17 protein-coding genes are annotated in these 12,029 nt (G+C 41.3%); 2 read left to right on the forward strand and 15 right to left on the reverse strand.

Annotated elements, in window-relative coordinates; all coding sequences use genetic code 11:
* Nucleotides 1-304: 304 nt before the first annotated feature.
* Both G608_RS0114305 and G608_RS21300 read left to right on the forward strand, forming a co-directional pair.
* Entirely contained in the window at nt 305-580 is a 276-nt protein-coding gene (locus tag G608_RS0114305; protein WP_026496616.1) for a helix-turn-helix domain-containing protein, read from the forward strand.
* On the forward strand, nt 573-1,766 hold the full coding sequence (locus tag G608_RS21300) for a type II toxin-antitoxin system HipA family toxin (protein WP_081677438.1): 1,194 nt from the start codon (nt 573-575) through the stop codon (nt 1,764-1,766). The genes G608_RS0114305 and G608_RS21300 overlap by 8 nt, the downstream gene beginning before the upstream one ends.
* A gap of 53 nt (nt 1,767-1,819) precedes the next feature.
* Here the strand turns inward: G608_RS21300 and G608_RS0114315 are convergent, their stop codons facing one another.
* From G608_RS0114315 to G608_RS21325, 15 genes are all read right to left on the reverse strand, one after another.
* Nucleotides 1,820-2,179 carry a hypothetical protein gene (locus G608_RS0114315; protein ID WP_026496617.1) on the reverse strand — a complete coding sequence of 120 codons (360 nt, stop codon included), beginning with the start codon at nt 2,177-2,179 and terminating at the stop codon, nt 1,820-1,822.
* Nucleotides 2,180-2,215: 36 nt separating this feature from the next.
* The gene (locus G608_RS0114320) at nt 2,216-3,049 is read right to left on the reverse strand and encodes an NAD-dependent epimerase/dehydratase family protein (RefSeq protein ID WP_026496618.1); all 834 of its coding nucleotides are present in this window, start codon (nt 3,047-3,049) and stop codon (nt 2,216-2,218) included.
* Nucleotides 3,050-3,236: 187 nt separating this feature from the next.
* The gene (locus G608_RS0114330; protein WP_026496619.1) at nt 3,237-3,815 is read right to left on the reverse strand and encodes a TetR/AcrR family transcriptional regulator; all 579 of its coding nucleotides are present in this window, start codon (nt 3,813-3,815) and stop codon (nt 3,237-3,239) included.
* 146 nt (nt 3,816-3,961) lie between these two features.
* Nucleotides 3,962-4,657 carry an alpha/beta fold hydrolase gene (locus G608_RS21305; protein ID WP_051209371.1) on the reverse strand — a complete coding sequence of 232 codons (696 nt, stop codon included), beginning with the start codon at nt 4,655-4,657 and terminating at the stop codon, nt 3,962-3,964.
* A 130-nt stretch (nt 4,658-4,787) separates the two neighbouring features.
* Complete coding sequence (locus G608_RS0114340) at nt 4,788-5,270, reverse strand: GNAT family N-acetyltransferase (RefSeq protein ID WP_026496620.1); 483 nt, start codon at nt 5,268-5,270, stop codon at nt 4,788-4,790.
* A gap of 34 nt (nt 5,271-5,304) precedes the next feature.
* Nucleotides 5,305-5,742 (reverse strand): GNAT family N-acetyltransferase, encoded by a 438-nt coding sequence (locus tag G608_RS22600; protein ID WP_051209373.1) that lies wholly within the window; start codon nt 5,740-5,742, stop codon nt 5,305-5,307.
* A gap of 10 nt (nt 5,743-5,752) precedes the next feature.
* The gene (locus G608_RS0114350; RefSeq protein ID WP_196810210.1) at nt 5,753-6,208 is read right to left on the reverse strand and encodes a GNAT family N-acetyltransferase; all 456 of its coding nucleotides are present in this window, start codon (nt 6,206-6,208) and stop codon (nt 5,753-5,755) included.
* 17 nt (nt 6,209-6,225) lie between these two features.
* Nucleotides 6,226-6,660, reverse strand: coding sequence for a helix-turn-helix domain-containing protein (locus tag G608_RS0114355; RefSeq protein ID WP_026496622.1), 435 nt, complete (start codon nt 6,658-6,660; stop codon nt 6,226-6,228).
* Nucleotides 6,657-7,733 carry an acyltransferase family protein gene (locus tag G608_RS0114360; RefSeq protein WP_026496623.1) on the reverse strand — a complete coding sequence of 359 codons (1,077 nt, stop codon included), beginning with the start codon at nt 7,731-7,733 and terminating at the stop codon, nt 6,657-6,659. The genes G608_RS0114355 and G608_RS0114360 overlap by 4 nt, the downstream gene beginning before the upstream one ends.
* A 36-nt stretch (nt 7,734-7,769) precedes the next feature.
* Nucleotides 7,770-8,012 (reverse strand): hypothetical protein, encoded by a 243-nt coding sequence (locus tag G608_RS23620; protein WP_196810211.1) that lies wholly within the window; start codon nt 8,010-8,012, stop codon nt 7,770-7,772.
* 38 nt (nt 8,013-8,050) lie between these two features.
* Nucleotides 8,051-8,572, reverse strand: a complete 522-nt coding sequence (locus G608_RS22605; RefSeq protein ID WP_051209375.1) for a cyclophilin-like fold protein — start codon at nt 8,570-8,572, stop codon at nt 8,051-8,053.
* A gap of 12 nt (nt 8,573-8,584) precedes the next feature.
* Nucleotides 8,585-9,127: a flavodoxin family protein gene (locus tag G608_RS0114375; RefSeq protein ID WP_026496625.1), complete on the reverse strand. Its 543-nt coding sequence runs from the start codon at nt 9,125-9,127 to the stop codon at nt 8,585-8,587.
* 76 nt (nt 9,128-9,203) lie between these two features.
* Nucleotides 9,204-10,205 (reverse strand): alpha/beta hydrolase, encoded by a 1,002-nt coding sequence (locus G608_RS0114385; protein WP_035795754.1) that lies wholly within the window; start codon nt 10,203-10,205, stop codon nt 9,204-9,206.
* Between the two features lie 99 nt (nt 10,206-10,304).
* Nucleotides 10,305-11,684, reverse strand: a complete 1,380-nt coding sequence (locus G608_RS21320) for an MATE family efflux transporter (RefSeq protein ID WP_051209377.1) — start codon at nt 11,682-11,684, stop codon at nt 10,305-10,307.
* A complete protein-coding gene (locus G608_RS21325) occupies nt 11,633-11,914 on the reverse strand; it encodes a hypothetical protein (protein WP_242829401.1) in 282 nt (93 codons plus the stop codon). The genes G608_RS21320 and G608_RS21325 overlap by 52 nt, the downstream gene beginning before the upstream one ends.
* Nucleotides 11,915-12,029 lie beyond the last annotated feature (115 nt).

Here is a 12,029-nt window from a genome sequence, read left to right on the forward strand (position 1 = left end):
TCCATAGGGCATAGACCCTGTTTGAAAGCTTTGCTGGCACTTGGTGTATGAATAGGTGGGACGAAGGAAGTTGGGACACGATCCCTTTAGACACGGAAGGTTCACCATCATAGTTGATCAAAGGGAAAATAGCCTTTATAGAGCAAACAAAGGGATGCTTTATTAGTGCTACCTTCAATCAGCTATTCAGTATATGATATATGACTATTCATCACCTCTGGCTCCTGTTAAAGAGGTATATCAACAAACAAAAAGCTCATAAATACTGAAATTTGAGCTTGAAATTATAGGAAGGAGATGCATCATGACAGAATTCATATGGGAAACCCCGGCTGAGATCACACTCGACCTTGCTAAGAGGGTAAAAAAGATTCGCAAAAGACGTAAGATTACACAGAAGCAGCTTGCCCACAGGAGCAACGTCAGCTATGCCACGCTCAAGAAATTTGAACAGACCGGCCAGATATCGCTCATGTCTCTAGTCAAGATTGCAATGGAACTGGGACTTGCTGACGAGATCAAAACTCTTTTCTCACAGCCTGTCTATCTTAATATTGATGAAGTTTTAAACGATGAGTAACAGAAAGCTTGATGTCTTTTATCATGATAAACTTGTGGGAACGCTGGCTGAAATGCCAGATAAACGTATTGCTTTTCAGTACAGCGATGGCTGGATCCGAAGCGGTTTTTCCATAAGCCCTCGTTCTCTCCCGCTAGCCAATACCGTATATGTTCCACCGGAAAAGAACCGCGATATCTTCCACGGTCTTTTTGGCGTTTTTGCTGATAGTCTGCCTGATTCATGGGGAGAGTTGCTATTTGACAGGTATCTCTCCTCTGTAGGAATACTCAGAGATCAACTTACAATCCTGGACAGGCTCGCCTATGTAGGTACATCCGGAATGGGAGCCCTTGAATACTATCCTTCCAAAGAAGCAGATTTCAATATAGATAGCGCTGCCCTTGATTATGACGAGCTATCTGACGCCTGCGCTAATCTCATCTCATCAAAACCTTCAGATCAGTTAGATCTGCTGTTTAAGATGGCCGGTTCCAGTGGCGGTACACGCCCAAAGATTCTTCTCCATGAAGGCAATGAGGATTTCATCGTCAAATTCCCTGCAGCCAAGGATCCATCCATATGCGGAAAAAGAGAATACGACTACTCCTTAAGTGCCAAGAAGTGCGGAATAGAGATGACTGACACATACCTGATCCCATCCAAAATATGTGAGGGCTACTTTAAGACCAAACGCTTCGACAGAAAATCCGGAAAAAAGATCTTTACCATAACTTTCGCTGGTCTCCTGGAAGCAGACTTCAGATCGCCCTCCTGTGACTACTCCACATATATGCGCCTGATACAGATCCTGACCAAGGACAACGCTCATGACAAAGAGCAGATGTTCCTTACTATGTGCTTTAACACTCTTTGCCATAACAGGGACGACCACACCAAGAATTTCTCTTTTACCTATACCGAGGATTACAGCTGGAGGCTGGCTCCGGCATACGACCTGACATACAGCACGACCTATTTCGGTGAACAGACCACATATGTAAATGGGAAAGGAAAAGATATATCAGATAAAGATTTTGTTAAGATTGGCATAGATGCCGGACTATCCAAAGACTACTGCTTGGACAGCCTAGAGAAAGTAAAAAGAATCACTCCGGATGAGCTTGGAGTTTATCTTGAAGAACAGCGTCTTCGTAAGAGAAAGAAAACTCCACTATCTGACAGAATCTCAGAGATAGCAGAATAATATTTTATCCCATAAAAAATAAGTGCAGCTCCGAAGAGTTGCACTGGTATGCTTCATTGTGCTTCTCCTGTTATCTCTTTGGCAAGTTCCAGAATTTCAAAGGCATATTTTTCCTTACCCTTTTTAAGGAGCTTCTTGTATAAAGGATAGTTAATGCCGCAGATTGCAGCACCTACTATTCCAAGAAGCACCCCAATGACCATGACAATTACTCCTGTTCCAAAGACGCTAAGTCCAAAGCACATCCCTGTTCCAAAGATCAAAGTCCCAATAATTCCAAGCGTCATGGCTGTTATAAATGCCGGAAGCTTTGCTCTTTCATCGAGCTTTTTAAGCTGCCTTACTTTATTGGTTTCCTTTGGCATGTAATCCTTTGCAACACTTTCTGCATAAACCTTATCTAAATCGTTCATCGTATTCTTCTCCTTCTTTTCTCTTGAATGTCCTTTTTATGCGATCTTTCCTGTTTCTTTGAGCCATCTGATCTCGTCACGTATGGTCTCTCTATATGACCTTGTGGTATAACCCAGATCCTTACTTGCTTTACTTGAATCAAGTCGGTTGTTTCTTGCAAGGTTGTATACGGAGAATGTTGTCATAAGAGGCTTTTCTCCAGTCTTCTTAGCCTTTTCCTCTAGTACCCCGGCAATCAGGTTTGCTACTGATATTGGTAAAAAGAACTTCATCTGCTTGCAACCGCTCTCCTCTGAAACAAGCTTTGTAAAATCCTCAGGTCCAAGGATTCCTGACGGGTGTACCACACAGGCGTTAAGGCCTTCCTTTGCAGCTTTGAGCACCACGTTTGTTGCCATAGCCTTGGACAATGAGTAGCAGCCTTTGATTCTCTCAGGATCAAGGGGAATAGATCCTTCGCACTCTCTTATGGTTCCTTTTGCCTCCTCCGGTATTGCTCCTGTTGATGAGCAATAGACAAGCTTTGATACTTTGTGCTCTTTGCACATCTCTATGATGTTTTCTGTTCCACCGACATTTACATCCATGACTTTCTGACTGTAATCAGGATTTACTGTTACGATGCTCGCTATATGAAGCACAATTACTTCCATATCTTCAGGTGTCTCAAAGAATCTTTCCAGGTCATCTTTGTTACAAAGATCGCCGTATGCTATTTCAACTTCCTCAGGAAGATATTTTGCTGACTTGTCGCCTTCAAGGACAAACGCCCTTACTTTTTCATTTCTTTCAACAAGCTTTCTGCAGACTGTGCTTCCAAGAAATCCTGCTGCTCCTGTTACCAGATACATCTTATTTCTTTTGCTCATTTATCTTTTCCTTTCTTATTCTCAATTTGTTTTTTTCTCTTTGCTTTGAGCTTGAAGTCATTATAGGAAAATGAACACATAAAAAGAACAACACTTTTTGCAAAATGTGTTGATTTCAAGAGTACAGGTCCCGACACGTTTTGTAAAAAGTGTTGATTTGTAAATTCGATATAGTGTTTTTACTGCGTTATGGCTTGATGATACACTTCTGTATGACGCTTATGATCTCATCTTTTGACTCGGTGCATCCACCTCGTACCCACTCAGTGACAACTCCGATAATGCCCTTAAGATAAAAGACCATGATAAGTGGCTGTTCTTTTTGGGGAACTCCAAACCTTGTAAGAATGGGGCCAAATATTGTTTTAAACCAGGTTTCATAGGTCTTTTCTGCGCCCATCATCTCGTTCTTTTCATACATCAAATAAAAGAGCTTGCGGTTCTCTTCCACAAAATCCAGATATGGCATCAGATACTTGGGTGTTACAAGGAACAACTCATCCTCATTTTTTTCATCAATATCAAGTGCTCCAGGCCCCTCAGCACCAAATCGCCCAAAGAAATCTTTATATACAGCTTCCACCGTTTCATGCAGAAGATCATTTACATTATCATAGTGAAGATAAAAGGTGGATCTGTTAACGCCAGCAGTTTCACATATCTCCTTAACAGAAATAAGTTCAAAGTCTTTACTGTCAAGAAGTGTCAGTAACGCTGTATGCATTTTTTCCGCTGACTTAAAATACTTGCTCTCAATCTTGTTCATAGCAAAGCACTCCTAACACCTGTAGACTCATACTAAAATGATATCACAATTAATCGTTCTTCTGCATTTCTGCAATTTTATGGAGTATCCCAGAGAATTCTTCCGAACGTGATTCAAGCAGACCGTGTGTCGTCTTTCATCATGCCTTAGCCGTACCTGTCCATAATCTCGTTTCTTGCCATAAGAGCATCTACTGTGTCTGCACCATTAGGAGACCATTTTGCAAGCAGTTCCTTTCCCTCTTCATCACCTTCACTCCATTTCTGTGCAGCTTCATACAGTCTTTGTTCATTCTCAATATAGTCGATGAACTGTCCCGTGCCGATAAATGCGTCATAGTATTCGGGATATTCAAGAGCTAAGTTTGCTCCGAACAGTGACCCCCACGAATGTCCCATAAGAGTTATCTTATCCTTATTCATATAGTCAAGCAGATATTCAGTCATTTCCTTGCCGTCCTGCATCATGATATCTGCGGTTATGGTATCCGTCTTTGAAGTGTCATAGCTTTTTCCGCAGTTACGCTGATCCCATGTAACTACCGTATAAACATCGCTCCACTTTCTTGTGAACGCATAGTCAAGATGACTTGTTGCTGAACCCGGTCCGCCGTGCAGATACAATAGAACGGGGTTGTCCTTGTCATGTCCGTAGATGTTTATCCACTGCTTCGTTCCGTTGATATCCACAAGCATAGATTCGTTGATACCGCCGTCAGGTGTTGTGCCGTTTACCGCTCTGCCGATAAGCCTTACTACAAACAATAAAATAATGATTGTCACAAGAGCAATCAGTATACTTCGAAGTATTTTACCAATGACTTTAGTCGCTTTTTTCAACATGCTATTTTTCCCTTTATTATGATAAATTCGGCTCTGTAAGTATTATTGTTTTCACAAAAATATCTCCGTTGCTATGTTATGCTGTAATATTTTTCCGAGATAACCTACCATTGAATCATCCGATAGCACCTTATAGTTCTTTTACCATATATCCGCACGTAAACGGAAAGAAATCAAATTTTTTAGTTCCGGTATGTACAGCTCCGTTCTGTTCATACCATTTCCTAAGTCGTATATTTTCTTCAACAATTCCTATGTTTATGAGTTTGCATCCTTGATTTCCTGCAGTTTCATATGCATGCTCCAATAATCTCTTTCCAAATCCGCTATGCCTATATTCAGGAAGGACAGCAAGATTATTGAGTTCACATTCATTATTATCCTGCATCAGCAAAGAGTAGTATCCGCATATAACACCATTTTGTTCATATACAAACATCAGACGTGGCTCGTTATCCATTTGCCAATACAAACGCTCTTCTGTAGTTGCAAATGCCGTGAATCTTGGAGCGTTATCTATCGTAAATCCAAATTCATCAGCTACGGTTTTGAAGCTTTTTCTAATAATATCTACACATACGGGAATATCGTCCCTTGCGATTTCTCTGATCATTTTTCTTATTCCTCATCGTACGTTTTTCTGAAATTTATCGCTCAATCCCTAATATGTGAGATTTCATTTTGAAACCATACTTTTCATACAAATGAATCGCCTTGTTGCCATCAACCACTTTTACTTCGATATGTCTGACATTATTTTGGTCAAACATTAGCATAGCCCAGTCCATGAGTTCTTTACCAAACCCTTTTCCCCGGAATTTCTCTTTTACCACCAAATAGTCTAGTTTACCGATTTCTCCTATAATATCTACTTTGCAGAAGCCGATAATCCGGTCTTCAATTTCAGTGACTGCAATATTGGATTTTTTCTCTCGTAATGCAGCCTCAAATGATTCCAGGGTCTTTTCATATGGATTTAAAGGATAAAATCCTTTGAAATTCACAGAAGTTGTATTGTGATAGTCTGATAACTCACGAATACAATCGTACAGTTTGCTTACCTCGTTCGGTGTTATTTCTCTCATACTATTCCTCCTACAGATTCGTCAGTACCATACATTCTGTAGAATCAGTAAAGCCCATACTTTCATAGAGTGGTCTTCCCATTGCGGTTGCATCAAGACTGATCTCCGTTGCACCTTTTTCCCATGTTTTCTCGATCAGCATTTCAACCATTTTTCGCGCTATTCCCTGACGACGGTATTCACTTCTTGTGTAGACATTCATAAGATGGGCTCTTTTTCCTGTAGGGTGCGCAAAGGTTGGCATTATCCTGATAAAACTCATGGATGCACAACCAATAACTTTATCTCCGTCGCTAGCCAGAACAGTTATCTGATCTCCATTTAAAAAGTAATCACGACTTTCATTTATCACTTCATCTGAATGTTCATAATTTTCTGGTAGGTTGTTCACTACCGTAAGCATCTCAAGGCGAATACTCATCAAGAAATCTATATCATTTTTTGTAGCAACTCTTATTTCCATCATCTTTCACCTACATTCTTTTAGTCAGTTATACTTTCTTTCGCACTGTTGATAAGACCGAGAAGACCCGTCTCCTTAATTAGAGCTATACCCTGGAATTCATCTCCGAGGACAATCAGATTGTCGCCTGTTTTAATATCGAAGATCTTTCTTGCTTTGGCAGGAATGACGATCTGACCCTTATCTCCTACTTTGACCAATCCAAAGATATGTTTTCCTTTTGGTGGTATGCCATATCCCAGGTTCTCCGAATCAGTCTTTTCATATGAGATAAGATCGTCCATGGTTACTCCGAAGATGTCCGCCAGCTGCTTACACCTCTCTATATCCGGAAGCGACTCTCCGGTCTCATATTTTGAAAGCGTCTGTCTTGATACGCCTATCTTCTCAGCAATTTCCTCCTGTGACAGGTTATTAAGCTTTCTTAATTCCATAAGATTGTCTGCAAAACTCATTCTTTCTTCTCCTTTTTTATTCCCAGAACACACCACCTTATGAAAGGTATGCGGCTCAGGATTTCATACAGAAGGTAGGAGCCTGCGAATGCTGCTATTGCAACAAACAGGTATACGATGACAGGGGCAAGGAACGGACATAATGTATGCAGATACCATCCGCTGACCGCGATCATCAGATAATGGAATACATAGAGGCCCCATGATTTTCGGCACATCCACCTTGAGAAGGCATTCGTGGAATTGCCCCATTTTTTCATGAAGGCAAGTATACCGAGTGTTCCAAACCATGCGTATACATTGCACATGATTGTATCCAAAACCACGTGATCCGGATAAGGCTGACCTATATATAAAATCACGAAGGCTACGCAGGATGCGAGGGCAAGAATGCTTAATAACAGCCAGCTTTCGCCAAGTCGATCCATCACTTCGTCATGGGACAGTACAAAGTAGCCGATCATAAAGCCCAGTCCGTAAATACCGAATCTGTATACCACTATTATCGGTGTGTTAAGTATCTGCGCCGCTCCGTATACGGGTATAACAAGAAGTATAAGTGTCAAAAGATTTGCTTTGCCGCATATATTATAAAATCCGTCTTTTTCAATCCTTCTGATCAGTACCAGTATCAGGCTGAAGAGCCAAAGCATCTGAACATACCACAGAGGGCCTGAGCCGCTGACTGCCATTATCAGGAAAAGGATTGGCCCCGGCACGTTGTTCATGGAATTAAATGCACCAGACATCAGCATGTTGTAATAGCCAAGAATCCAGCCGAAAACCAGAAGGCCGATTGTTGATGGCACAAGATATTTTCTCGTCCTTATTCTGATGAATTCCTTTTCTGTTCGTTTAACCAGTTCATAGCGGGCTGACATGCCGGATACCACAAACAGAAGTAACATAAACCATGGATAAACTATGTACTGGTATGTATCCTGGGGCTGATGTTCACTGAAGGGGCCGATAATTCCGTGTTGTGTAACGCCGTTGAATATGTAAATCACATGATAGATTACAACCAGCACCACTGTTATCCAGCGAATATTATCCAAGTATATCTTTCTCACACTAATACCACCTTTGCTAAATATTTTAACATTTTCTTAATCATAAAAAAGTAAGCTCCACCTGTCTACCAAGCGAAGCTTACATGTAGTGCTGTATTTTGTTAAATTTGGTTGCGAACTCACAGTTTTCTCAGAAAATACATTTACATTGAATGTATCGAACAGATCCTCATCTTCTTGTTTATCGTCAGAACGCCCCACGCCTTCCGATTTGCGGGAGATGCCGGAGGAATGAATATCCCCTCTCTTATGACGCTGCTCTCTATCCTGCCAAGCCATTCTCTTTAGCAATCTGATAGGCATTTTCACTTTCTTGATCAGATGCTCCATCCGGAGTCCAAATCCATACCGGATGCGGCGCTCCGGTAAAACAGATCTACCATCTGATTTCCGGAGTATAGTACAACGTCGCCTGAACTCGTTGTTGTCTGCTTATCATCTCTCGGCAGACTCTGTCCAATTGAGCCCACCTGTTCAAAACCGCCATACATTGACATCTGAATTGTAACATCACCGTCTTCAGCCATATTCCTCAGTGCCTCTACAGCCTGATTGTCTTCCCAATCCACATTAACTTTTGTATCGCCGATTTTCATTGTCATAGTACTATCTCCAATAACTTCATCCTCTGCTGCTTTATTTTCTACGGCAAACTGATACATAGCTGTTCCCTCCGACATAACATTCTCTTCTGGACTTTCCGCTTCATTATTTTCTGATGCTGATATTTCAGTTACGGCACCCAGATCTGAGCTTGTGTTTTTGGTTGTCCCTGCACAGGCGCTCATGCAAAACATTATGGTCATACAGAATGCCAGAAAAATCATTTTCGTTTTCATCGCAGACTTCCTTTATTTTAGAGCTTTACCAAATTCGAAGGCTTCGTTTAACTCTTCTGTTTTCCCGGATGCCTCACCCATATCGCCTATGCCACCGCAGAATAAGGAGCCTGAAAACTGAGCCTTTTCAAAGCAGTCAACCCATCCCTGAAGTCCGCTTTCAGCTTTTTTAGGCACAAACTCTTCATCCTCAGCCGCAACAGAGAGCATATATACATTCCTGAACTTATAGTCTGAAGGATACAGTGGATTGAGTCTGTCCAAAAGAGTCTTCATCTGACCGCTCATCTCGTAGTAATAAATTGGAGTTGCAAATACAAGGGTATCTGCATTCTTTACTTTTTCTGCAATCTCAGCAGCATCATCCTTAATGACACATTGCTGGGTATTCTGACAGGCCAGGCATCCTATACAAAAGCCTATGCTCTTCCCTTTTAGACTTATATGCTCCACATCATGACCTGAAGCTTTTGCTCCCTCTATAAGCTTTTCCGTAAGTATGTCGGAATTACTCTTTGCACGAAGACTTGTAGAAATCACTAACACTTTACTCATATCATCCCATCCTCTATTTCTTTTCTATCTATTCTGTTCGAATTAAGATATTCCAGTATTTCTTCAACCGTTATCATTATTTCAGATTCTCCTTAAAGAAGTTCTCCAGCTTGTTAAAAGGAATATAATCCTTATCTCCGCCATCATATAAATCTGTATGTACTGCATCAGGAATTATCATAAGTTCCTTGTTATCTGCATACTTGCTGTCTCTGATCATATCTGCATAAGCATCCTTAGAAAAATAGCAAGAGTGCGCCTTTTCTCCATGAACAAGTAAAACAGCGCTCCTTATCTCATTAGAGTACTTAAGGATTGGCTGATTAACAAAAGACTCACAGCCAATAACATTCCATCCACCGTTGGAATTAAGGCTTCTCTTGTGATAACCTCTGTCAGTCTTGTAGTAGTCATAATAGTCTTTTACAAAGAAAGGTGCATCCGAAGGCACCGGATCTACTACTCCACCGCCAAGCTTATATTCGCCCGCCTTAAGGTCTTCAAGTCTCTGAGCACACATAGCTGCTTTTTTCTGATATCTCGCTTCTTCACTGTCCTCGGAATCAAAATATCCCTTGGCATTTACCCTTGTCATGTCATACATTGTCATAGCTACCGTAGCTTTAATTCTTGTATCAAGAGCTGCTGTGTTTACAGCCATTCCTCCCCAGCCACATATACCGATGATTCCGATCCTGTCAGGATCTACCATTTCATTTAGTGATAGAAAATCAACTGCCGCCATGAAGTCTTCTGTGTTGATATCCGGAGATGCCATATATCTCACATTTCCTCCGGACTCTCCTGTGAATGACGGGTCAAATGCTATGGTCAAAAAGCCTCTTTCTGCCATTGTCTGTGCATAGAGTCCTGAGCACTGCTCTTTTACTGCACCAAAAGGTCCGCATACAGCAATTGCAGAAAGTTTACCTTCTGCATTCTTTGGCACATACATATCTGCCGCAAGGGTGATTCCATATCTGTTTACAAATGTGACTTTGCTGTGGTCTACCTTATCACTTTTCTTAAAGGTCTTATCCCACTCGGTTACAAGGTTTAGTTCTTCATTTTTGATCATTTTATTATCCTTCCTATTCTGTCAAGCCTGAAAACAGGATTTTTACTGGCTTTGACGATTTTGTTATTCCTCAAAACAGGAGCCAAAGGTGATGAATTGTCATACATTACTAATCTCAGGCTCTGCCGAAACAGATTCATTAAAGCTCTTCCTCCACAGTAACCATGCTACAGGAATTCCAAGAAGTTCTGCGAGAATAAACGCTGTCCAGACTACCTGAAGCTGTCCCGTTCTGCTAAGCAGAAATGCAAAGGCAAGCGGGAATATGGCCTGGCGGAGCATTGTTATATACATGCTCCTTGTTCCCTGGGATAGTCCCTGAAGAGCTGCTGCAAAAACAAGGCTTGGAATAGAAATCAGATATGCAACAGCCAAAATTCTGATGGCAGGAATTCCAATTTCCATCATGTGCTTTGAAGCATCAAACAGGCCCAGCATTTGCACCGGAAGAAGCTCCAGCAGCATGAAAAATGCGATAAACAAAGCTATGCCATAGATAACTCCCCATTTTACTGAGGCACTGATGCGGGATTTGTTCCCTGCGCCGTAGTTATAAGCAACTATAGGAATAAGTCCATTATTAATTCCATGAACACCTACAGTCACAACTCCCTGCATGCGGGCGCATATTCCGAACACCGCAACTGCTGTGGATGAAAATGATATAAGGATCGAATTCATTCCTATATTCACGAAGGATGTAAGCACCTGAACGACGGTTGAAGGTATTCCGACCCTTAGGATGTTTTTGACGCTCTTCATATCGGGTCTTAGTGTAAATGAGAATGGTATCTCTTTATTCCATCTCTTGTTTATGATCACTCCTGCCAGAAGGCCCATACACTGCCCTATAACTGTGGCAATTGCTGCTCCTGTTGTCTCAAGCCTTGGAATCCCGAACATTCCAAATATGAAAATTGGATCGAGGATCAGATTTGTAATTGATGCTGCTGACAAAGTAAAAATGAAAAGGCTTGATTTTCCGCTGGCTATTACAAAACGGTCAAACACCCACTGTCCCATCTGTCCGAAGGAAAAAATCATGCAAATGGTCAGGTACTGTCTTCCGTATCTTGCAATTACCTCATTACCACCTGCCTGCCAGTCATAGTACATACGCACGAACAAAAGACAGATAACAGTATTTATTATCCAGCAGCATATTGCTATGAATATTGCGGCATTTGCTGCGTTCTTGACCTTGTCGGGACGCTTTTCACCCAGTGCTTTGGATATTACCGCATTTAGTCCTACCGCATTTCCAAGACCAAGGGATGAAACGATGAGCTGAACCGGTCCCGCAAGTGAAAGCGCCGTCAGCGCATCTTCTGAAATTCTTGACACAAAAACCGAATCCACAAGGTTATAAAGTGAGTTGATAAGCAGGCTGAACATAAGAGGAATTCCTGTAGTGATCACAAGCTTGCTTATCTTTTCTGTTCCCATGATATTTTCGCCGGATGATATTTGTTTTGCCATAAATCCCTCCTGAATTTCTTTTCTTTCTGAATCTGTCTTATCAAAAAATCCATGTTGTCTACTTTTTTCTGGCTGTCATGAAGTTCATCCATGAGGTGACATCGGCATTTCCTGAGATCTCGAAGAAGTGTATCTGTATCCCCTTCTTCATACATCTTTTTCATAAAGCTTATTTCTTTCTCATTGCAGCCCATGTCTGAAAGGCTTTCAAGAATCTTTTCTGTATCCATCTTTTTTGCTCCTTCTGATTTCATAGTAAATCCTTGACCAGGTTTTCGCTAATGAATAAAATAAATATCATGATATTCACTTTTGGAATAACACATAAATTGTCAGCTTTAGGGA

Source organism: Butyrivibrio sp. WCD3002 (genome assembly GCF_000424265.1).
Lineage (GTDB): Bacteria > Bacillota > Clostridia > Lachnospirales > Lachnospiraceae > Butyrivibrio.